The organism is Enterobacter sp. 120016 (genome assembly GCF_018383635.1).
Lineage (GTDB): Bacteria > Pseudomonadota > Gammaproteobacteria > Enterobacterales > Enterobacteriaceae > Enterobacter > Enterobacter asburiae_D.
The window spans coordinates 53509-75418 of the sequence record NZ_JAHAWC010000005.1 but is presented as its reverse complement, the minus strand read 5'-3'; the positions used below and the strand labels follow the sequence as shown (position 1 = coordinate 75418).

The window sequence follows — 21910 nt, the reverse complement described above, 5'->3', positions numbered from 1 at the left end:
TTATTTACGCAGGCTAAGCAGGGCACCCACGAAGATCCCGATGGCCGCGACCGTGCCCAGCGTGCAGAGCGGTTTTTCGCGCACGAAGGTCGTTGCGCAGCTGACCGCATCGCAGGCAGCCTGAGTCGTTCGCGTACGCCCGTTCAAGCGCGCGCGGGTTTCACGGAGCAGAGACTGAGCCTTACGTTTTGCGGCATCCGCTTCGTCCTTCGCGTCAGTTCCCCAGGACTTCAGCACCTCTTCCAGCGTATCCGCTAATTGGCTGACATCATTACGAATATCCTGAGCGTCGTCATTAATATCGTTTCGGTTCGGTCTGTTAAACATACGATCCTCCGTAATTTTGTGTTCCCGTTCAGTTTAGTTCAGAAATTTAATATCTGAAGCGCATCACGCGTTATCCGGCAGTTTATGGATTATTCTGAAAGCCCTGCTAATGCTGAATACTGTAAGGTGGCCGGGCAGGAAAAGATAACGAGGAAGAGATATGTATTTACGACCTGATGAGGTGGCGCGCGTTCTTGAAAAAGAGGGATTCACCATGGATGAGGTGACATCAAAAGCGTATGGATATCGCCGTGGCGAGAATTATGTTTACGTTAATCGCGAAGCAAGAATGGGACGTACCGCTCTCATTATTCACCCGACGCTGAAAGACAGAAGTCTGTCATTTGCTGAGCCTGCCTCGGATATTAAAACCTGCGATCATTATCAGCAATTTCCGCTCTATTTAGGCGGCGAACGGCATGAGCATTATGGTATTCCGCATGGCTTCAGCTCACGCATGGCGCTGGAGCGGTTTTTGAAGGGACTGTTTGGCGACGTACAGTAAATTCGCGACTGGCTTTCGCCAGTCGCTTCACATCACGCTTTTGCCTGGCTGTACTGGCTGACCTTAAACAAGCGGCGGCAGTAGTCGAGGAAATAGCCGTATACCGCACCCATCAGCATTGAAATCACAATATTCGAACTGACGGCCGCTGCGATCTGGTGCCAGTCTGCGCCCACCGTCAGCAGAATGGCCACGTAAACCGGCGACTGGAACGTCACATACGCCAGAACGTCCGCCAGGTTTTTCGCCCAGCCTACGGGGCTGATACGACGCGCGAAGCGCATTACCGCATCGCGGTATAACCCGTAAGGCCATGCAATAATAATATTGACCGGGATCGCCACCAGACGAGAGGAAAGTGACTGCTCGAAGGACATTCCGGAGAGGAATATTTCGATCAGCATGTTCACAACGGAACAGTAGACAACCATCGCGAAAGTATCCGCCACGGCATGGCGAAGGCGTGATTGCGGTGAGAACATGTCTGAACTCCTTGAGAAGAACACAAAAGAAACGATTTTCCCGAAGCGATTAGTGCTTTAGGTTGGTTTGTTTGACGTGTATAGCGTATATCTCTGAGTTTGAACTAACAACTAGTGATTAATTTTTATTTAATCGCCTTTTGTCCACAAAATTCTCTAAAGTTGATTGTTTTTTGTTCGGTTCGTTATAATCTGTCTCGCTTGATGATTTTTTCATGTAAATCAGATGGTTGATGTTTATGGTGTCGAGATGGGATTTGCTCCTGTTGCGTGTAGCGTAGGATGCTGAAATTTGGATTAAAGTTGACCATTTATATTGATGTGGTGATTGAATCTGTGCGTATCCCATCTGTGTCATAAGATAATATTAATGTGATATTTAAAGATATTTACGCGGCTGACCGGAGGGCTTCGCGGGTAGATATTTCTATGGAAATGAATTATTCTGTCGACGATTTATCTATTTACCCTAAAGAGAAGGTTTTCAAATAATATGTCTTTGACGTTACAGAATCTTAATAATATCCGAACTCTGCGCGCCATGGCGCGTGAATTAACCCTGGACGTTCTTGAGGAAACGCTGGAAAAGGTCAGGGTCGTTACTGAAGAGAAACGGAGTGAGCTGGCGGAATTAGAGCATCAGCGTGCCGAGCAGCAGGAAAAAATTAATGCCCTGCTGGAGCTGATGAAAGCCGATGGTATTTCACCGACTGACCTGCTGGGCTCTGAACGGGTGCAGGCGGGTAAGCCAGCGAAAAAGCGCAAGCCGCGTGAAGCAAAATATCGTTTTATTGACCAGAACGGTGAAGAGAAAACGTGGACCGGCCAGGGCCGCACGCCGAAGCCTATTGCCAGCGCGCTGGCAAACGGTAAATCACTGGATGATTTTCTGATCTAACAGGTTAGCCGGGCGGAACACGCCGCCCGGCTGGCTGTTCAGCAGACGCCGAAATCGCCTTCTTCGGTATACGGCGCCAGTTCGGCAGCTTTCAGGGTATATTTCTCGCCTTGCTCATTGCTGGCCTGGACCGCCACAATGCTGTCACCGTTCACTTCGAGCACTTTCAGCTTCGGGCCGCCTTTACGCGGTTGCACATAATCACCGACAGAAAACATATTACCTCCTCATCGTTTTAGCGATCTTCACCTTAGCCCACGCATGACGCCGGGTACAGCGTATTTCACCGATTACTGCTTATGAGGTACGCCGGTTCCAGGGCATCACCTTGAGCAGTCGCGCCATACCGCAAAAGCCCGTCACACCGGCGAACAACAGCCCGGCTCCGACAAAACCGCTGAGCAGGAAAAAGCCGCTGGAGACGCTATAGCCCAGCACTACGCCACAGAGTATCAGCAGCCCGGCGGCAATTTGCACCTGACGCATCAGCGGCAGCGGCTGGGATTTGTCTTCGATGGTCGGCAGCCCGGCCTGCTTCCAGCCCTGAATGCCCCCCTCGACCACAAAGGCCAGCGCGGGCGCGGCGGCCTGAGCAAGGCGGTCGACATTCCCCGACGTCCGGGCGCCGGACTGGCAGTGAAAAATCACCGTATCACCCGCCTGCGCGTTAAGTCCGCCGGGTAAGGTATCCAGCGGCACGGAGCGCGCGGCGGGAATATGCTCGCGGGCGTACTCATCGGCATCACGAATATCAATCAGTTTTGCGCCTTCAGCGACGCGGGCATTCGCCTGGCGCGGGGAAAGAAGAGGAAGGGACATGACGGCTCCTTACGGGCAATAAAGGGTTTTCAGGGTGCTGATCAGCTGATGTACCGCATCGTTTTTAATGAAATAGAGAATGCGCTGCGCGTCGCGGGTGCTGTCGATAAGCCCTTCCTCACGCATGCGCGCCAGATGCTGCGACGTGGCGGAAGGACTTAGCCCCGTGGCTCGCGCCAGTTCTCCCGCGCTGGTGCCGGGCGCTCCGCACAGGGTGCAGAGGATCAGCAGACGACGCGGGTTGCTCATCGCTTTTAAGAGTGTGGCGGCCTGCCCGGCGCTGGCCTGAAGCTGTTCAAGTTCGGTCATGATAGTTTAGCAATTACTTAATTAAGTAAATGCTAAACTAATTTGTGGCCTCGCGCCAGAGGAGATCGCTATAGATGTGGGTCAGCGCCCCCGCAGGGCCAAACTGCTGTTTGATCCACCGCGTGACCTGGCCGGTTGCGGCATGCTGTGTGGCGAGCAGCATACGCGAGTCCTGACGCGGGTTATTAATACGTCGGGTAACCAGCAGCCCCGCGTCTACCGCCTCCCGGGTCATATATTCCGGTAAAAAACCTATCCCTTCGCCCAGGATCTGACACTGACATTTGGTGTTAAAGTCCGGCACCAGAATGGCCTCCTGACCGTGCAGCAGCCAGCCGACCTTTTTGTTAATGGTGTGCGCGGTATCTTCTACCATGATGTTGGGATACAGGCGCAGCTGGCTTTCCGCTATCGGCTCCGGGGTGAACGCCAGCGGGTGTTCCGGCGCGATGGCAAAGACCCAGCGGATGGCGCCGATCTCGGTGTAATCAATCCCGCCGCCGTCGAGCAGCGTGTCCGGCGCGCCAATCGCGATATTGGCCTGGTTGTTGATGATGGAGTCCCAGACGCCGTTGTACACCTCGGTGGTCACGGTGATCTGACAGGTCGGGAACTGTTTTTTCAGCACCTGCAGCAGCCTGGCGGTGTGGCGCGGCGTGTATAAAAGCTGATTAATACAGATGCGCACCCGCGCCTCGATGCCCTGCGAAATGGTATCTATCCCGCGCTTGATGGCGTGGAAGTCGTTTAGCAGGTCGGTGGCCTTACGGTAAAAGTAAAACCCGGACTCGGTCAGCTCAATGCTGCGCGTGCTGCGGACAAACAGCACCACGTCCAGCCCTGTCTCCATGCGCTTAATGGTGTAACTGATGGCGGAGGTCGTCACGCCCAGCTCGGCGGCGGCTTTGCTGAAGCTGCCGAAGCGTGCGGCGGTAGTAAAGGCCAGCAGGTTCTCTTCGGTAAAGATGGAATTCATATCTCACTCCCTTCAGCCATCAGTTTTGAACATATTTTAACAGCGTTGTTACAACACATTTGAAGCCGATCACAGTTCTGACTATTTGCCGAAAGCCGCATGCAGTAAGGCTTCGTCAGACATAAGCATAATGCAGTCTCGAGCGCTAAAACGTGGGGAAACATAAGAAAAAGATTGCACAGACGCACGTTTTGACCGGTTTGTTGAATTTAACTCAACAATGAATTGACTGTCGATGAATCATTTTTAAGCGGATTCTTTTATGACCAGGCTGTTGCTATTCTCAGGTCAACAGAAATAAAAACATCGGGAGTCTGAATATGTCTGCGAACGAACTCGTTACTGAATTTCTGCTGGCGGCAGAAGAGGGCAATAGCGATGCGCTAAAAGCCTGCCTGGAAAAAGGCGTGGATATTAACGCCACCAATCGACAGAAAAGAACCGCCGTTATTATTGCCAGCCTGAAAAAAAATTATGCCTGCGTGGAGTTATTAATTGCCGCCGGGGCGGATATTGATAAACAGGATCAGACCTGCTTTAACCCCTTCCTGATTAGCTGCCTGACCAACGATATCACTCTGCTGCGCATTGTCCTTCCGGCAAATCCGGATCTCGACCGCCTGACGCGTTTTGGCGGCGTGGGCATTACGCCAGCCAGTGAAAAAGGGCACGTGGAGATCGTGCGCGAGCTGCTGGAAAAAACCGATATCAACGTCAACCACACCAACTTTGTCGGCTGGACGCCGCTGCTGGAAGCGATCGTGCTCAACGACGGCGGCGCGAAGCAGCAGGAGATCGTCAAGCTGCTTCTGGATCACGGCGCAAACCCGCACATGACCGACAAATACGGCAAAACTCCGCTCGAACTGGCGAGGGAAAAAGGCTTCGATGCGATAGCAAACCTGCTGCTGGCGGCGGGCGCATAACGTATTCGGCCAGCCTTTTCCGGCTGGCCGTTAATTCAAAAGTATTTTTTACCGACGTGCATTTTGCACGACGGCGGCCCCCTTTTATCCGCTTTCAGGAGAAAATAATGCCAACGAAAATCGTCATAAAAAAGAACACTTATTTTGACTCGGTCTCATTAATGTCCGTTTCCACCAAAGCCAATAAATTGCCGGGCGTCGATCAGGCGTTTGTGGCCATGGCGACGGAAATGAACAAAGGCGTCTTAAAAAACCTCGGGCTATTAACGCCGGAATTAGCCGAAGCTAAAAACGGCGACCTGATGATCGTGATTAAAGGCGACGCTGCGAATGATGAAACGCTGGCCGCTATTGAAGCGCTGTTCACCCGTAAAGAGAGCGCAGGCTCCCATGAGGCGCGCTACGCGACGATTGCCAGCGCCAAAACCCATCGCCCGGACAGCAACCTCGCGGTCATTTCCGTCAACGGTACCTTCGCCGCCCGCGAAGCGCGCCAGGCGCTGGAAAACGACCTTAACGTGATGCTCTTCTCCGACAACGTGTCGCTCGACGACGAGCTGGCGCTGAAGCAGCTCGCGCACCGGAAAGGGCTGCTGATGATGGGGCCGGACTGCGGCACCGCCATCATCAACGGCGCGGGGCTGTGCTTTGCTAACGCGGTGCGCCGCGGCTCGATTGGCATCGTCGGCGCATCCGGCACCGGCAGCCAGGAGCTGAGCGTGCGCATTCACGAATTCGGCGGCGGCGTATCGCAGCTGATTGGCACCGGCGGGCGCGATCTCAGCGAGAAAATTGGCGGCCTGATGATGCTCGACGCCATTGATATGCTGGAAGCCGACGAGGGCACCCGGGTTATCGCGCTGATCTCCAAGCCGCCCGCGCCAGCGGTGGCAGAAAAGGTACTGACCCGCGCCAGAGCCTGCCGCAAGCCGGTGGTCGTCTGCTTCCTCGGCCGCAGCGAACCGCCCGCCGATGAAAACGGCCTGCAGTTTGCCCGCGGCACCAAAGAGGCTGCCCTGAAGGCCGTCCTGCTCACCGGCATCAAAAAAGAATCCCTCGATCTGCATCCGCTCAACTGGCCTTTGATTGAAGAGGTGCGCGCTCGCCTGACGCCGCAGCAGAAGTACATTCGCGGCCTGTTCTGCGGCGGCACCCTGTGCGACGAGGCGATGTTCGCGGCGCTTGCGAAATTCGACGACGTCTACAGCAACATCCAGCCGGATCCGGCTAAGCGCCTGAGCGACATCAGCGTCAGTAAAGCCCACACCTTCCTCGACTTTGGCGACGACGACTTCACCAACGGCAAGCCGCACCCGATGATCGACCCGACCAACCGCATCAGCCGCCTGCTGCAGGAGGCGCGCGATCCGGAGGTGGGCGTGATCGTGATGGACTTCGTGCTGGGCTTCGGCGCGCACGAGGATCCGGTCGGCGTGATGCTCGATGCCATCAAAGAGGCGCAGGCTATCGCGAAGGCCGATCGCCGTCCGCTTGAGATCCTCGGCTACGTGCTCGGCACCGACCAGGATCCGCAGCCGCTGGCGCAGCAGTGTCAGCTGCTGACCGACGCAGGCGTCATCTGGGCCAGCAGCAGCACCAATACCGGATTACTGGCACGCGAATTTGTTTGCAAAGGGGAGAAAGCATAATGACGACCTTATTCAACCAGCCGCTGAACGTCATTAACGTCGGCATTGCGATGTTCAGCGATGACCTCAAAAAACAGCACGTTCCCGTGACCCAGCTCGACTGGACGCCGCCGGGGCAGGGCAATATGCAGGTCGTTGAGGCGCTTGACCAGCTGGCGGAAAAACCGCTGGCGGAGAAAATCGCCGCCGCTAACCAAATCGCCCTTGAGCGCATTATTCAGTCCCATCCGGTGCTGGTGGGCTATGACCAGGCCATTAACGTTGTGCCGGGCATGACCCGCACCACCATTCTGCACGCCGGTCCGCCCGTCTCCTGGGAAAACATGTGCGGGGCGATGAAGGGCGCGGTGACCGGGGCGCTGGTGTTTGAAGGGCTGGCGAAAGATCTGGACGACGCGGCAAGGCTGGCGGCTTCAGGCGATATTACCTTCTCGCCGTGCCACGAGCATGACTGCGTGGGCTCGATGGCGGGCGTCACCTCCGCGTCGATGTTTATGCACATCGTTGAAAACAAAACCTACGGCAACCGCGCGTTCACCAACCTCAGCGAGCAGATGGCGAAGATCCTGCGCATGGGGGCCAACGACCAGAGCGTGATCGACCGCCTGAACTGGATGCGCGACGTGCTCGGCCCAATGCTGCGCGACGCCATGAAGATTATCGGCGAAATCGACCTGCGCCTGATGCTGGCCCAGGCGCTGCACATGGGCGACGAGTGCCACAACCGCAACAACGCGGGCACCACGCTGCTTATTCAGGCGCTGACGCCGGGGCTGATTCAGGCGGGCTATCCGGTGGAGCAGCAGCGCAAGGTATTTGAGTTCGTTGCCAGCAGCGACTACTTCTCCGGCCCGACGTGGATGGCGATGTGTAAGGCCGCGCTGGACGCCGCTCACGGCATTGAGTACAGCACCGTCGTCACCACCATGGCGCGCAACGGCTACGAATTTGGCCTGCGCGTTTCCGGCCTGCCGGGGCAGTGGTTCACCGGCCCGGCGCAGCAGGTGATTGGCCCGATGTTCGCGGGCTATAAGCCGGAAGACTCCGGGCTGGATATCGGCGACAGCGCCATTACCGAAACCTACGGCATCGGCGGCTTTGCGATGGCGACGGCCCCGGCAATCGTTGCGCTGGTGGGCGGAACGGTAGATGAAGCCATCGACTTCTCCCGTCAGATGCGCGAAATCACCCTCGGCGAAAACCCGAACGTCACCATTCCGCTGCTCTCGTTTATGGGCATCCCAACCGCCATCGACATCACCAAAGTCGCGGGCAGCGGCATTCTGCCGGTGATCAACACCGCGATTGCTCACAAAGACGCCGGTATCGGCATGATTGGGGCGGGCATCGTTCACCCGCCGTTTAGCTGTTTTGAAAAGGCGCTGTTGACCTTCCGCGATCGCTACTTTTTATAAGGCAAGCATCCATGAAAAACATGAAACTGGAGTGGAAAAGAGGTGACTGGGCGGCCTATTTCGGGTTGATGACCAACAACCTGACCAATTTGCTGACCATGATGGGGCTGCTCATTTTTGTCGTCGGCATCCCGAAGGAGATTGTTTATGGACGCATCGCGCCAGCCTTCGGGCTGGCGGTGCTGGTCGCGAGTATTTGCTACGCCTGGTTCGGCATGCAGATGGCGCGTGCCACCGGGCGAACGGATGTGACCGCGCTGCCGTCCGGCCCTAGCGCGCCGTCAATTTTCACCGTGACCTTCCTGGTGCTGATGCCGGTTTATCAGCAAACGGGCGATGCGGAGTTTGCGATCCAGATTGGCCTGGTTTGGTGCTTCGTGGAGGCGATGATCCTCGCGGGCGGTTCGTTTTTAGGGGAAACCATCCGCAAGATGATCCCGCGTACCGTGCTGCTGTCGTGCCTCTCCGGGTTGGGCCTGCTGCTGCTGGCGATGAACCCGATGCTGCAGGCGTTTGAAGCGCCGACCGTGTCGTTCATCGTATTGCTGCTGATCTTCATTAACTGGTTTGGCAAAAAGCCGATTTTCGCCCGTATCCCGACCGGCCTGCTGCTGCTGATAGCCGGTACCGCACTGGCGTGGATCTCCGGCCTGCAAAGCCCGGAAGCGATAAAAGCGTCCATGTCATCCTTCGGCTTTAACCCGCCGCAGGTGCACGTGGAAGGCTTCCTGCAGGGCCTGCCGCACGCGCTGCCGTATCTTGCCTCTGCCGTGCCGCTGGGGCTGGCGAACTACATCTTTGACCTGGAGAACATCGAAAGCGCCCACGCGGCGGGGGATGCGTATCCGACGCGCAAGGTGATGCTGGCGAACGGTCTGGCCTCCATGCTCGGCTGCCTGATGGGCAACCCGTTCCCGGTGACGGTTTACGTCGGCCACCCCGGCTGGAAAGCGATGGGGGCCAGCATCGGCTACACGCTGGCCTCGGGCGTGACCATGTTCATCGTGCCGCTGTTCGGGCTGGGGGCGTTTATGCTCGCTATCATTCCGATGACCGCCATCGTGCCGATTCTGGTGTTTATCGGCGTCGTGACGGCCAACCAGGTGGTAAGGGAAACGCCCAAAGTAGAGGTGCCCGTTATCTTCATCTGCCTGTTCCCGTGGATCGCCAACTGGGCGCTGACCATGATGAACAGCGTGATGGGGGCGGCAGGCACCAGCGCGGCCAAAATCGGCACCGAGGTGCTGCACAGCAAGGGGATCTACTACGAGGGTTTAGTCCATCTGGGGAACGGCGCACCGCTCGCCAGCATGCTGTGGGGCTGTATCGCCATCTTCGCCATCATCAACAAACCGCTGCGCGGGGCCGTTGCGGCTGCGGGTGGGGCGCTGCTGGCGCTGTTTGGGGTGATCCACGCCCCGGTGGTGGGCTTTGCCGAAGGCAGTTCGCTGATGTTCGTCACCGCGTATCTGATGATGGGCGGCATGTTTGTGGTGAAGCATGTGCTGGATACCTCTGTTAATCCCCCTCTCCCTGTGGGAGAGGGCCGGGGTGAGGGCACCAGAACGCACCTTCTAAAGGAAACAAAATGAAAGAGCTTATGGTCGTCGCCATCGGCGGCAACAGCATTATCAAAGACAACGCCAGCCAGTCGGTTGAACATCAGGCGCAGGCGGTGAAAGCGGTGGCAGAGTCGGTGCTGGAAATGCTGGCCTCCGACTATGACATCGTGCTCACCCACGGCAACGGCCCCCAGGTGGGGCTGGATCTGCGCCGCGCCGAAATCGCCCACGAGCGGGAAGGACTGCCGCTGACCCCGCTGGCAAACTGCGTGGCGGATACTCAGGGCGGCATCGGCTACCTGATCCAGCAGGCGCTCAACAATTGCCTGGCCGCGCGCGGGGAGCAAAAAGCGGTCACGGTCGTCACGCAGGTGGAGGTGGATAAAAACGATCCCGGCTTTACGCACCCGACGAAACCTATCGGCGCGTTCTTCAGCGAGGCGCAGCGCGATGAGCTGCAGCGCGCGCACCCGGACTGGCGTTTTGTTGAGGACTCCGGCCGTGGCTATCGCCGCGTGGTGGCTTCACCGCAGCCGCTGCGGATTGTTGAGGCGGATGCCATTAAGATGCTGACCCAAAAAGGGTATGTCGTGATCGGCGCGGGCGGCGGCGGGATCCCGGTCGTGCGCAGCGAGCAGGGGGATTATCAGAGCGTCGACGCGGTGATTGATAAAGATCTCTCCACGGCGCTGCTGGCGCGGGAGATCGGTGCCGACGTGCTGGTGATTACCACCGGCGTGGAAAAGGTGTGCGTCAACTTCGGCAAGCCAAACCAGCAGGCGCTGGACACCGTTAACGTGGCGCAGATGACGCGTTATATGGATGAAGGCCACTTCCCGGCGGGCAGCATGCTGCCCAAAATCGTCGCCTCGCTGGAATTTTTAAGCCACGGCGGCAAGCGGGTGATCGTCACCTCGCCGGACTGCCTGCCCGCGGCGCTGCGCGGGGAAACCGGCACCCATATCGTTAATGAAGGAAGATAAGATGAGTGAAAATAAAAGCCGCCGCGAGTTTATTAGCCAGAGCGGCAAAATGGTCACCGCCTGTGCGCTGTTTGGCGCGACCGGATCCGTCGCGTATGCTGCTGACTCCGCAAAGCCAACCTGCGAGACGGGTAAACCGATGAACATCACCGCGAAACATTACTATCTCGACAACGTGCTGCTCGAAGCCGGATTTAACGTCGACGGCGGCGTGGCGACGAGCACCCGCACCGAACTGAAAACGCTGGAAATCAAGGACGGGAAGATCGTCGCCCTGCGCGACAACAAGAGCCACGCCGACGCCACGCTGCCGCACTATGACGCAGGCGGCAAGCTGATGCTTCCGGCGATGCGCGACATGCACATTCACCTGGATAAAACCTTCTACGGCGGCCCGTGGCGCTCCCTGAACCGTCCGGCGGGCACCACGATTCAGGACATGATCCGCCTTGAGCAGAAGCTGCTGCCGGAGCTGCAGCCCTACACCCAGGAACGTGCGGAAAAGCTGATCGACCTGATCCAGTCGAAAGGCTCCACCATCGCCCGCAGCCACTGCAATATTGAGCCGGTTTCCGGCCTGAAAAACCTGGAAAATTTGCAGGCGGTGCTGGCGCGCCGCAAAGCGGGTTTTGACTGCGAAATCGTTGCCTTCCCGCAGCACGGCCTGCTGCTGTCGAATTCCGAAAAGCTGATGCGCGAGGCGATGCAGGCGGGGGCGCACTACGTGGGCGGGCTGGACCCCACCAACGTCGACGGCGCGATGGAGAAATCCCTCGACACCATGTTCCAGATTGCACTGGACTACGACAAAGGGGTGGACATTCACCTGCACGAAACCAGCCCGGCAGGCGTGGCGGCGGTGAACTATATGGTCGAAACCGTGGAGAAAACGCCGGAGCTGAAGGGCAGGTTAACCATCAGCCACGCCTTCGCGCTGGCGACGCTCAACGAGCAGCAGGTGGATGAGATCGCCACCCGCATGGCGGCGCAGCAGGTGACCATCGCCTCCACCGTGCCGATTGGCACCCTGCATATGCCGCTGAAGCAGCTGCGCGAGAAGGGCGTGTTCGTGATGACCGGCACCGACAGCGTGATCGATCACTGGTCGCCGTACGGTCTGGGGGACATGCTGGAGAAAGCGAATCTCTATGCGCAGCTCTATATTCGTCCCAACGAGCAGACGCTCTCCCGTGCGCTCGGTATCGCCACCGGCGACGTGCTGCCGCTGAACGACAAAGGCGAACGCGTGTGGCCAAAAGCGCAGGACGACGCCAGCTTTGTGCTGGTGGATGCCTCCTGCTCCGCCGAGGCCGTGGCGCGCATTTCACCGCGTACCGCGACGTTCCATAAGGGAAATCTGGTCTGGGGTACTGTGGGCTAAAAGCGAGCCGGGTGGCGGCTTCGCCTTACCCGGCCTACTGAAACCCTCAAATCGTAGGCCGGGTAAGCGCAGCGCCACCCGGCAATGTTTTATACTGGGAGTCACATTCTTAAAGAGGGATCTGCCATGGCACAAAACATCTACGACAACCCGGCGTTTTTTGAAGGCTACGCCCAGCTTCCGCGCTCGGTACAGGGTCTGGACGGCGCGCCGGAGTGGCCTGCGCTTAAGGCCATGCTGCCGGATTTAACCGGCAAATCGGTTGTCGATCTCGGCTGCGGCTACGGCTGGTTCTGCCGCGCAGCCCGTGAGCTGGGCGCGTCTGAAGTGACCGGCGTGGATATCTCAGAAAAGATGCTCGCCCGCGCGGCGGAGCTTACCGCTGACCCACAGGTTCACTATCAGCGTAGCGATCTGGAATCTCTCACGCTCAACGAGAACAGCCTCGATCTGGTCTACAGCTCGCTGGCGCTGCACTACCTGCCGGAGCTGGACACGCTGTTCGCCAGGGTTCAGCGCGCGCTCAAACCCGGCGGAAGCCTGGTCTTTTCGATGGAGCACCCCATTTACACCTGCGCCACCCGTCAGGGCTGGCTGACTGACGATAACGGCGAGCGGTTCTGGGGCGTAAACCATTATCAGGATGAAGGCAGGCGCGTCAGCAACTGGCTGGCGGACGGGGTGGTGAAATACCACCGCACGCTCGGCACCACGCTTAACGCGCTGATCGGGGCCGGATTAACGGTAAGCGAGGTCAACGAGTGGGGGCCAGCGCAGGCGCAGATTGACGCCTGGCCCGCGCTGGCCGAAGAGGCGGAGCGCCCGATGCTGGTGCTGATCGCCGCCCGTAAGGCTCAGTAACCCACCTTATACACCCGCCCGCTCTGCACGCCTTCCACGCTGCGGCGGTAGGCCAGCGCCACGGTTGCGGCGGGAACGCTTTCAAAGCCCGGGAAGAATCCGTCGTACGCTTCGGCGGATTCGGTGAGTACCGTCGGGCTAATCAGGTTGATGCGGATCCCGCGCGGCAGCTCGCAGGCTGCGGCGCGGACAAACCCTTCCAGCGCCGCATTTACCGTGGTGGCATTCACGCCCTGCGCAATCGGCTCGTGTGCCACAATCCCGCTTATCAGCGTAATCGAGCCGCCTTCGTTCAGATAGTGCTGGCCGGTCAGCGCCAGTCGCACCTGCCCGAGCAGTTTATCCTGCAGGCCCTGGTTGAAGTCGCTGTCCTTCATGGTCGCGAGCGGGCCAAAGTGAAGGCCACCGCTGGCGGAAACAATCGCATCCACCGGGCCTATTTTCTCAAACAGCGCCTGGACGCTCGCCTGCGAGGTGATATCCACCTGCTCGTCGCCCTGCGTGCGACCCACGCGGATGACCTCGTGGCGACGACTCAGCTCTTCCGTTACTGCACGACCGACCGTACCGCTGGCACCAATAATGACGATTTTCATAGCCGACTCCTTATGTTGTGAGCCTTTATTCTTTAATAAATAAAAATGCAGATAAACTGGGCTACAGTTAGAAGATTGCTAACCAGAGGTTCGGAATATGGATAAGCTTCGCGGTATGGAGACGTTTATTGCGGTGGTGGAAAGCGGCAGCTTTACCGGCGCGGCGTCACGTCTGGAGATGTCGGCGGTGATGGTGGGGAAGTATATTGCCCTGCTGGAGTCCCAGCTCGGCACGCGACTGCTGGAGCGCAACACGCGCCGTCAGAGCCTGACCGATGCCGGACGGGTCTATTTCGACGAGGCGAAGCGGGTGCTGGAGCAGGTCTCCATTGCTGAAAATGCAGTCGAGCGGCTGCGGGCTGCACCTGCCGGAACGTTGCGCGTCACGGCACCCACGTCGTTTGGCGGCTGCGTGATTGCCCCGCTGACGGCAACCTTTTTACAGCGCTACCCGGAGGTACGCATCGAGCTGGATCTTACCAACCGGATGGTCGATCTGGTGGAGGAGGGCGTCGATCTGGCCATTCGCATTGGTGACGTTCGCAATGACGATCTGGTGGCGAAATACCTGTGCCCCTACAACATGGTGATCTGCGCCGCGCCGGATTATTTAGCGCGACACGGCACGCCGCAAACGCCAGACGATCTGGTGGATCATCTGTGTCTTTCGCACACGGTGTGGACCGCGCGTAACGAGTGGCGGCTGCCGGGCGTGGAAGGGGAGGTGCGCTGGAAGCGGGATGCGATCTTAAGATGTAACGACGGCTACGGCTTACGCATGGCGGCGCGAGCCGGGGCGGGGCTGTTGCTGCAACCGGAAGTGCTGGTGGCGGAAGAGCTGGCAAGCGGCAGGCTGGTGCGGGTGCTGGAGCAGTACACGCCCGCGCCGAGGCCGGTGCATTTATTGTGGCGTCAGGATTTACGTCAACTGCCTAAGCTTACGGAATTTATCGCCCATATTCTGCTAAGATTGGGCACAATATAAAAAAAGAAGGTAATCAAAGAATGTCTGCAAACAAACTCGCCAGCAGCGCGCAGGGCCTGCAATCATCTGCCATCCGTGAATTATTAAAACATAGCAAAATGGCAGGGGTGATTTCGCTGGGCGGGGGTATCCCTAATCCCGATCTGTTCGATCACGAAGGGCTTAAAATTGCTGCCGATGCCGTCTTATCACAGCATTTTGGCGAGGCGTTCCAGTACGGCCTGACGGAAGGCGTCCCGGGGCTGCGCGAAGAAATTCAGCGCATCTGCGAGGGGCGCGGTATCGCCTGTAAGGCCGATGATGTTGTTATTACTTCCGGCTCGCAGCAATCGCTTGACGTGCTGGCGCGTGCGTTAATCAACCCGGGTGACACCGTTGTGGTTGAGCGTCCAACCTATCTTGCCGCGCTGCAGGTTTTCGGCCTGGCGCAGGCCAACTTTGAATCCGTTGGCACCGACGGCGACGGCATGAAGGTCGACGAACTTGAGGCCCTGGCGGCAAAGAAAGCTATCAAAGCGGTCTATATCGTTCCAACCTTTGGTAACCCCGGCGGCGTCACGCTGTCTGAAGCGCGCCGTAAGCAGCTGGTGGAATTATCGAAGCGCTATGACTTCGTGATTATTGAAGACGACCCGTACAGCGAAATTAATTATACCGATGAAGTCTTCCGCCCGTTGATTGCCCATGCCAAAGATATCGGCAATGAAGAGAACGTGGTGTATACCTCAACCTTCTCTAAAATACTCGCGCCGGGGACTCGCGTAGGCTGGGTGCTGGTGCCGGAATGGCTGAAGCGCGCGGTAGTGAACCTTAAGCAAACCACCGATCTGCACACCAGCACGCTGTCGCAGCTGATGACGTATGAGTACCTGAAAACCGGTCGTCTGGCCGATCAGATTAAAACGATCCGCGAAGCCTATCGTCAGAAATACCAGACGTTCGCAACCGAGCTGGAGGCCGAGCTGGGCGATGTGATGTCGTTCCACAAGCCGAAGGGCGGTATGTTCCTGTGGGCGAAGATGAATAATGGGTGTAACACCACCCGCTGGCTTGAAAAAACGTTAAGCAACGGCGTAGTATTTGTGCCTGGCGCGTTTTTCTACTGCAATGAGCCAGACCCAACGACGCTGCGCATGTCATTTGTGACGCCAACGGATGAAGATCTGAAAGAGGCGGTTCAACGCCTGAAAAAATCGCTCTAAAAGAGCTGCGCATAATGGCTTTCCTGCCGTTATGCGCAATACGCGTTCAGGGCGGCACGGGCCGCGATCGTTCATGGTGAGTTCCATGTTTGAATTTCTGATCGGTGTCGTTACCCACACGCCCGTCTGGGTATGGGTGCTGTTTATCTTCCTCATCTCTCGCGGCATTAAAGCCCGCAGGCCCACCACCGTTACGCTGGAGAGGCTTGCCATCATTCCGGCGATCTTTCTTATCTGGGATATTTACGATCTGGTGGTCTACCGCACGTTAACCCCCGGGACTGTCGCATTGTGGACGGCGGGGATCCTCGCCGGGGCCGCGCTGGGGTATTTCCTGATTAAGCAGGCGGTTATTACCCGTGCAGAGGCGCCGCGCACCCTTTTCCGCCAGGCAGACTACACCGCGCTGCCGTTTATGATGCTGGCGTTCGGGGTGAAATATGTGCTGGGCGTGATGAGCGCGGTCTCTCCCCAGACGATGCAGCAGCCCGCCATGAGCGCGCTGGCGATCGTCTCCGGCGGCGTGTTTGCCGGCGTGTTTCTCGGGAAATTTGCGCGCTATATTGGGGTGTATGTCGCCCGTGTTCCGGTCTGAATTTACAGGAGGCCCTTTTGGGCGAAGGTAATACGCGTGGCTTCGTTGAGATCAAGCTCTTTTAACGATTCCGGATTAACCCAGGCGATCTCCTGAAACTCGTCATTAAACGTGACGGCCCGGTTGGTGCTGATGCAGTCGAAGATCAGATAGATCATGTAAATCTCCTCAGTGGTGCCATCGGCGTAGGTTTTCACTCTGATGTCATCGCGAAAAGCCCATGGCGTGACCGAGGCGATCTCCAGCGCTTCGCCCAGCTCTTCGCGGATCTCACGGCGCAACGCCTGTTCCATGGTTTCGCCCGGCTCCATTCCGCCGCCGGAGAGGGCCCACTGGCCGGGGAACACGCCGCGATCGTTGGCCATTTTGCACAGCAGATAGGCACCGTCGTTCTGGATGATGGGGCAGACAATGGTTCGTTGGCGCATGATTTCTTCCTGAAAAATGAATTTGGGCTACTTTAGCAGAAGAAGTGGGAAGGTTATGTTAGGGATGTTCGATTCTCCCCCCTCGGTTTTCCACGTTTTGTGATGCCCTCACCCCAACCCTCTCCCACAGGGAGAGGGAGAAAACCACGTTCCCCTTAGCTTTAGAACGTAGGTCGGGTAAGGCGATTGACTACCGCTCCCTCAGCGCCTCTTTCGCCCGGTTAAACGGCTTGATCATATAATCCAGCACCGTTTTCTCTCCGGTCTTAATGTCCACCGTCGCAATCATCCCCGGCACAATCGAGAAGTGCCTGCCCGCCTTATTCACCAGGTAATCCTGGCTGGTGCGGATAAACACCCGGTAATAGAACACCTCTGGTTTGGCTTCGTCCTGGATGGTATCCGGGGAAATGGTTTCCACCACGCCGTGCAGCCCGCCGTAAATGGCATAATCGTAGGCGGTGATTTTGACCAGCGCCTCCTGGTTCGGGTGGATAAAGGCGATATCGCGCGGCGACAGGCGGGTTTCAATCAGCAGGTGATCGTCCACCGGCACAATCTCCATCAGCTCGCCGTTGGGTGGGATCACGCCGCCGATGGTGGTGACCTTGATGTTTTTCACGATCCCGCGTACCGGGGATTTTACCGTCAGACGTGTCACGGAATCCTGGCGGCCTTTGAGGATGGCCGAAACCATATCCACCTCCGCGTTGGCTTTGGAGAGCGCCTCGCGCGCCTGAACGTAATACTGCGAGCGCAAGTCGGTGAGCTTCAGCTCCAGATCGCTTTTCTGCCGCTGCAGGCGCAGCACCTCCACGTGGCTGGCGGCGCCGGTTTTGACCAGACGCTGGGTGATGGCCAGCTCCTTATTGGCGAGATCTAACGCGGCGCGCAGCTCCCGCTGGGTATCCTCCAGCTGCGCGCGGCGGGAGTTGTAGAGCCGCGTTTCGTCAGCCATCAGGTCCGGCCATTGTGCCAGCGAGGGGGGGAACTTCAGCGGGAGATCGTTCACCTCGGCGTACAGGCGGGCGCTGGAGGCCAGTGAAGCCCGGTAGCGCGCCGCGCTTTCGCCGACGTTCGATTCGGAACGCGTCGGGTCGAGCCGCGCCAGCACCTGTCCGGCCTGCACCTGATCGCCCTCGTGCACGTTCAGCTCGGTGAGGATCCCGCCGTCGAGAGACTGTAAGACCTGCTCGCGCGAGCTGGGGATCACTTTACCCGAGCCGGTTGACACCTCATCCAGCATGCCAAACCACGCCCAGACGCCCAGCACCACGAACATCAGCAGCGAGAAGAGCACGATCCGACGCGCGCCGGTGTAGCCGCTTTCGGAGTCGAGGGCGTTATCCAGATCGTCCATTGCCGCCACGTCACGCTGACTGATTTTCATTTTTCCACTCCCGTCCGGTTGCTGCCTGCTGCTGTTGCTGCATGCGGCTGTTGTTCAGCGCCTGGGCTTTTGGCGCGTCCATCACCAGCATGCCCTCTTTCAACACCACTACGCGCTCCACCAGTTCCAGCACCGGTACGCGATGCGTGGCAACAATCAGGGTGCGATGCCCGAGCCAGTCGCCCAGACGCTGGATGAATTCCCGCTCGGTGTGCTCGTCCAGCGACGCGGTGGGTTCATCCATCAGCACAATATTCGGATCGCGCAGCAGCATTCGCGCCAGCAGAATCGACTGCCGCTGCCCGCCGGATAACCCCACGCCGTTTTCCATGATCGGGTAGTCCAGCCCTTTGGGGAGTTTCTGCACAAAGCCTGCCGCGCTGGTCAGCTCCAGCGCCTCGAAAATCTCTTCGTCGGTGGCGCGCGGCATGCCGAGGGTGATATTTTCGCGCAGGGTGCCGTAAAACAGCCGGGCGTTCTGGGTCATAAAGCCGACGTTGCGCCGGACGTCGGCGACGTCGAGATGCGGCAGGCTGAAGTTATCAAGCCGCAGCTCGCCGGCCGCCAGGTCCATCCCGCCCGCCATGGCCTGCAGCAGGGTCGATTTCCCCGCGCCGTTGCGCCCCAGAATCGCCACTTTTTCACCCGGACGGATCTCCAGCCGGTTAATGCGCAGCGCCATGCGCGGATCCTCCGGGTGATAGCGGAACTGCGCCTGTTCAAAGAGATAGTGCCCACGCAACACGTCCTGACGAATTGGCGTCTCCTCGCGCTGGTTCTCGGTGGGAAGCTGCATGATGCTGTCCAGCCCCTCTTTTGCCGCTTTGACCTGCTGCCAGCGGGCCAGCACGCCGCACAGCGTCGCCATCGGGGCGATCATGCGGGAGGCCAGCATCGACGCGGCGACCACCGAGCCGGTGGTCAGGGTGCCGTCGATCACCATCGGGGCGCCGACCACAATTACTCCGGCGTAGACCAGGCTCTGAATGGTCATTCCCCAGCTGATCAGGTTCTGCGTCAGCTCGCGGGTGCGCAGGCCGGATTCCGCGGTGATCTGGATATAGCTGTTCCACTGCTGCAAAAAGCGGTTTTCCGCCTGCATCAGCTTGATGTCCTCCAGCCCCTGCACGCTCTCCACCAGCACCGCGTTGCGCAGGGTCGATTCATGGGCTGACTGCTTCGCCAGCTCCGCCAGCTTCTTCTGCATCAGCAGGCCGGGCAGGACCATGATCACCGCGGCGACCGGGGCGATCCACGCCAGCTGCGGCGCGATGATCGCCAGCACTACCACGAACAGTAAAAAGAAGGGCAGGTCGACAATCGTTGAGATGGTGGACGAGGTCACCATCTCGCGGATCTGCTCCAGCTCGCGCAGCTGGGAGATAAAGCTGCCGGTGGAGCGGGGAATAGCGCTGTTGCGCAGCCGCAGCGCGTGGCCGAAGACGCGATCCGAAACGCGCATATCCGAGCGCTTGCCCAGCAGATCCATAATGTGCCCGCGCGCCACGCGCAGCACAAAGCCAAACAGGGTGGCAATCAGCACCCCAATGGTCAGGACGTAAAGCGTCGGGTAGGACTGGGCGGGGATCACCCGGTCATAGACCTGCATGGAAAAGACGATCCCGGAGAGCGACAGCACGTTGATAAAGAGGGCGGCCAGCATGACCCAGCTGTAGGGGCGCAGGTCGCGCATCACCAGCCGGTAGAGCCAGTCCGGGCGGTATTTTGAAATATAGGCGTCCACGCGGCTGTCCTTCAGCGCGGCGAGAGGACGCAGGGCAATAACGTGGCGGATAGCGGGCAGCATCACCGTCATCGACAGCCGGTTGGTGTAGGTCTCATCGCCGAAAAAGCTGACCTCCAGCGTATCGTCCCCGTCGAAATGCTCGATCACGCCGATCCTGCCGTCATGCATCGCCACCACCACCGGCAGACGCCAGCTGTTGATCGCCTGCCGATCGTCGGTAAGGAGCTGAAACGACAGCCCCGCCTCGCGGGCCAGCTGGGTGAGGGCGGGTACCATCGGTTTGCCTTTTAGCCACGGCGCACCTGCCAGCAGCGCGCCGGGAGAGCAGGCGACGCGGTAGCGCGTGGCGACAAAACCAAAGGCCTGCGCCCACTGCGCCAGCGCCTCATCCGTCATGTTTTCACCTTGCGGGATATCACGCTGCTTCATGGCTGGATCTCCACGGTCTGGATGGTGCGGTTATCAAGATCGAACGCATGACGCAGCTGCCCGGTGTTATACAGGCAGTTGAGCTGCAGCTGGTGCAGCTGACCGAGGGTCTGCTGCTGGGTGAAGCGAGCCTGATAGACCTCCTGCTCGGCGTTGAGCACGTCGAGCAGCGGGCGCGAGCCGAGATCGAGATACTGCTGCTGGTACAGCTCGCGGGTGCGGGCGCTGAGGGCCTCCTGGCGGCCCTGGATTTGCAGCGTGCTTTGCAGGCTCATCACCTGGCTGCGGGCTTCCAGCAGCTTCTGGCGGACATCAAGGCGCGTACGCTGAATGGTGGACTGCGCCGCCTCCACCGCGTGTCCGGCAGCGTTACGCCGGGCGGTGAGGCCGCCGCCCTGGTAGAGCGGCATCTGCACTTTCACCCAGGCGGAATACTGGGTGCGATCCCGCGTTTCACTCCCCGCATAGCGATCGTTCATGTAGTGACGCACCTCCGGCTCCAGCGAGACGGTTGGCGTCATCTGCGCGTCGGCGTAGTCGAGGTTAGCCTGGGCGGCGTTAGCCTGCGCCCAGGCGGCAAGCACCGCAGGCACCAGACGGTCATCCGGCTCGGCGATGTCGCAGCTCCGGCCCAGCTTTTGCGGAAAGTCATTGCTGATGGCGTTCAGGCTGTTCCAGCCGAGAAAGCTCATCAGCGTGGCGCGGGCGCTGTCCAGGCTGGCCTGGTACTGCATCAGCTGGGCGCGCGCGCCTTCAATGCGCGCATCGGTCTGCACCACGTCAGAGAGCGACGTGGCCCCTTCGTCGTTACGCTGGCGGGTCAGCGTGCCAATCGAGGAGAGGGCGTCGAGCTGCTCTTTAGCGGTGTCGACCATCTGCTGCAAGGTTTGCACCTGCACCATGGCGATGGCGGTATCGTGGGCGATAGTGTCGATACTCACCAGCACGTTGGCCTGCTGCTGGGCAACGCCGGCGCTCTCGGCGCGCACCTGGCTGGCCACTTTGCCAAAGTCGTAGAGCATCTGTGAGAGAGAGAGCACAAGCGACGGCGTAAAGCCGTTCTGATCGCCGTCATGGGAATAACCGCTGTCCACGCCGGCATTAATCTGCGGATAGTATTTTGATTTAGCGACGTCCACCTCTTCGCTCTGTTCATAGAGTTTCCCCACGGCTTCGCTAATGGCCGGGTGCCAGGTGACGGCGCGGTTGACGGCCTCGCCAAGCTGCAATGAACCGGGGGCGGCTTTGCCAGCCGCAGGGGCGACGCGGCCATTGAGCGAGGGGAGTTCCTGCGTTTCGCGAAGCTGTCCGGTATTGATGATTGCCGCCGGGTTCGCGCAGAGAGCGGGCACAGATATCAGGCAGCACGAAAGCCACCAGTAAGGCATCTTCATTCCCATGTCATGTCCCTATTAAAAAAATATAGCTTTATTATTTATGCCCGG

The 21910-nt window shown here is 58.8% G+C and carries 23 protein-coding genes; 12 read left to right on the top strand and 11 right to left on the bottom strand.

All coding sequences use genetic code 11. The features are described 5' to 3' along the window. Positions 1–327 (bottom strand): ElaB/YgaM/YqjD family protein, encoded by a 327-nt coding sequence (locus KIF87_RS09700; RefSeq protein WP_213328613.1) that lies wholly within the window; start codon positions 325–327, stop codon positions 1–3. 160 nt (positions 328–487) lie between these two features. Between KIF87_RS09700 and KIF87_RS09695 the strand changes: the two genes are divergently transcribed. Then, complete coding sequence (locus tag KIF87_RS09695; protein WP_023333165.1) at positions 488–832, top strand: DUF2002 family protein; 345 nt, start codon at positions 488–490, stop codon at positions 830–832. A gap of 32 nt (positions 833–864) precedes the next feature. Here the strand turns inward: KIF87_RS09695 and alaE are convergent, their stop codons facing one another. Beyond that, positions 865–1314 carry an L-alanine exporter AlaE gene (gene alaE / locus KIF87_RS09690; RefSeq protein WP_213328612.1) on the bottom strand — a complete coding sequence of 150 codons (450 nt, stop codon included), beginning with the start codon at positions 1312–1314 and terminating at the stop codon, positions 865–867. Positions 1315–1807: 493 nt separating this feature from the next. Between alaE and stpA the strand changes: the two genes are divergently transcribed. Then, positions 1808–2212 carry a DNA-binding protein StpA gene (gene stpA / locus KIF87_RS09685; protein WP_213328611.1) on the top strand — a complete coding sequence of 135 codons (405 nt, stop codon included), beginning with the start codon at positions 1808–1810 and terminating at the stop codon, positions 2210–2212. 38 nt (positions 2213–2250) lie between these two features. On the opposite strand, the gene KIF87_RS09680 is transcribed toward stpA, so the two are convergent. The 4 genes from KIF87_RS09680 to KIF87_RS09665 all read right to left on the bottom strand — a co-directional run bounded on the left by KIF87_RS09680 (position 2251) and on the right by KIF87_RS09665 (position 4316). Next, positions 2251–2430, bottom strand: coding sequence for a GDFGVC terminal motif YodC-like protein (locus tag KIF87_RS09680; protein ID WP_121424487.1), 180 nt, complete (start codon positions 2428–2430; stop codon positions 2251–2253). Between the two features lie 79 nt (positions 2431–2509). Next, positions 2510–3031, bottom strand: a complete 522-nt coding sequence (locus KIF87_RS09675) for a rhodanese family protein (RefSeq protein ID WP_213328610.1) — start codon at positions 3029–3031, stop codon at positions 2510–2512. Between the two features lie 9 nt (positions 3032–3040). Continuing rightward, positions 3041–3340 (bottom strand): ArsR/SmtB family transcription factor, encoded by a 300-nt coding sequence (locus KIF87_RS09670; RefSeq protein WP_063144167.1) that lies wholly within the window; start codon positions 3338–3340, stop codon positions 3041–3043. 37 nt (positions 3341–3377) lie between these two features. Then, positions 3378–4316, bottom strand: a complete 939-nt coding sequence (locus tag KIF87_RS09665) for a LysR substrate-binding domain-containing protein (RefSeq protein ID WP_213328609.1) — start codon at positions 4314–4316, stop codon at positions 3378–3380. A gap of 320 nt (positions 4317–4636) precedes the next feature. Between KIF87_RS09665 and KIF87_RS09660 the strand changes: the two genes are divergently transcribed. From KIF87_RS09660 to KIF87_RS09630, 7 genes are all read left to right on the top strand, one after another. Then, a complete protein-coding gene (locus tag KIF87_RS09660) occupies positions 4637–5242 on the top strand; it encodes an ankyrin repeat domain-containing protein (RefSeq protein ID WP_213328608.1) in 606 nt (201 codons plus the stop codon). A gap of 107 nt (positions 5243–5349) precedes the next feature. After that, complete coding sequence (gene fdrA / locus KIF87_RS09655; protein WP_213328607.1) at positions 5350–6891, top strand: acyl-CoA synthetase FdrA; 1542 nt, start codon at positions 5350–5352, stop codon at positions 6889–6891. Beyond that, positions 6891–8306 carry a YlbE family protein gene (locus KIF87_RS09650; RefSeq protein WP_213328606.1) on the top strand — a complete coding sequence of 472 codons (1416 nt, stop codon included), beginning with the start codon at positions 6891–6893 and terminating at the stop codon, positions 8304–8306. Before fdrA ends, KIF87_RS09650 begins: the two co-directional genes overlap by 1 nt. 11 nt (positions 8307–8317) lie before the next feature. Further along, positions 8318–9898 carry a xanthine permease gene (locus KIF87_RS09645; protein WP_213328605.1) on the top strand — a complete coding sequence of 527 codons (1581 nt, stop codon included), beginning with the start codon at positions 8318–8320 and terminating at the stop codon, positions 9896–9898. Beyond that, positions 9895–10851 (top strand): carbamate kinase family protein, encoded by a 957-nt coding sequence (locus tag KIF87_RS09640; protein WP_213328604.1) that lies wholly within the window; start codon positions 9895–9897, stop codon positions 10849–10851. The genes KIF87_RS09645 and KIF87_RS09640 overlap by 4 nt, the downstream gene beginning before the upstream one ends. A 1-nt stretch (position 10852) precedes the next feature. Next, positions 10853–12232, top strand: coding sequence for an amidohydrolase family protein (locus KIF87_RS09635; protein ID WP_213328603.1), 1380 nt, complete (start codon positions 10853–10855; stop codon positions 12230–12232). A 126-nt stretch (positions 12233–12358) separates the two neighbouring features. Then, positions 12359–13093 carry a class I SAM-dependent methyltransferase gene (locus KIF87_RS09630; RefSeq protein ID WP_213328602.1) on the top strand — a complete coding sequence of 245 codons (735 nt, stop codon included), beginning with the start codon at positions 12359–12361 and terminating at the stop codon, positions 13091–13093. On the opposite strand, the gene KIF87_RS09625 is transcribed toward KIF87_RS09630, so the two are convergent. Next, on the bottom strand, positions 13087–13689 hold the full coding sequence (locus tag KIF87_RS09625; RefSeq protein WP_213328601.1) for a short chain dehydrogenase: 603 nt from the start codon (positions 13687–13689) through the stop codon (positions 13087–13089). The two genes, KIF87_RS09630 and KIF87_RS09625, sit on opposite strands and share 7 nt — an antisense overlap. A 97-nt stretch (positions 13690–13786) precedes the next feature. Here KIF87_RS09625 and KIF87_RS09620 point away from each other — a divergent pair, with 97 nt between their 5' ends. The 3 genes from KIF87_RS09620 to KIF87_RS09610 all read left to right on the top strand — a co-directional run bounded on the left by KIF87_RS09620 (position 13787) and on the right by KIF87_RS09610 (position 16471). Continuing rightward, on the top strand, positions 13787–14674 hold the full coding sequence (locus KIF87_RS09620) for a LysR substrate-binding domain-containing protein (protein ID WP_213328600.1): 888 nt from the start codon (positions 13787–13789) through the stop codon (positions 14672–14674). A 20-nt stretch (positions 14675–14694) separates the two neighbouring features. Next, positions 14695–15876 (top strand): aminotransferase-like domain-containing protein, encoded by a 1182-nt coding sequence (locus tag KIF87_RS09615; protein ID WP_213328599.1) that lies wholly within the window; start codon positions 14695–14697, stop codon positions 15874–15876. 85 nt (positions 15877–15961) lie between these two features. Next, positions 15962–16471, top strand: coding sequence for a DUF6622 family protein (locus KIF87_RS09610; RefSeq protein ID WP_213328598.1), 510 nt, complete (start codon positions 15962–15964; stop codon positions 16469–16471). Between the two features lie 2 nt (positions 16472–16473). On the opposite strand, the gene nudI is transcribed toward KIF87_RS09610, so the two are convergent. From nudI to KIF87_RS09590, 4 genes are all read right to left on the bottom strand, one after another. Next, positions 16474–16899 carry a nucleoside triphosphatase NudI gene (gene nudI, locus KIF87_RS09605; RefSeq protein WP_193805780.1) on the bottom strand — a complete coding sequence of 142 codons (426 nt, stop codon included), beginning with the start codon at positions 16897–16899 and terminating at the stop codon, positions 16474–16476. Between the two features lie 190 nt (positions 16900–17089). Continuing rightward, positions 17090–18259, bottom strand: coding sequence for a beta-barrel domain-containing protein (locus tag KIF87_RS09600; RefSeq protein ID WP_213328692.1), 1170 nt, complete (start codon positions 18257–18259; stop codon positions 17090–17092). 10 nt (positions 18260–18269) lie between these two features. Beyond that, positions 18270–20465 carry a type I secretion system permease/ATPase gene (locus KIF87_RS09595; RefSeq protein ID WP_213328597.1) on the bottom strand — a complete coding sequence of 732 codons (2196 nt, stop codon included), beginning with the start codon at positions 20463–20465 and terminating at the stop codon, positions 18270–18272. Next, the gene (locus KIF87_RS09590) at positions 20462–21865 is read right to left on the bottom strand and encodes a TolC family outer membrane protein (protein ID WP_213328596.1); all 1404 of its coding nucleotides are present in this window, start codon (positions 21863–21865) and stop codon (positions 20462–20464) included. The genes KIF87_RS09595 and KIF87_RS09590 overlap by 4 nt, the downstream gene beginning before the upstream one ends. Positions 21866–21910: the final 45 nt, after the last annotated feature.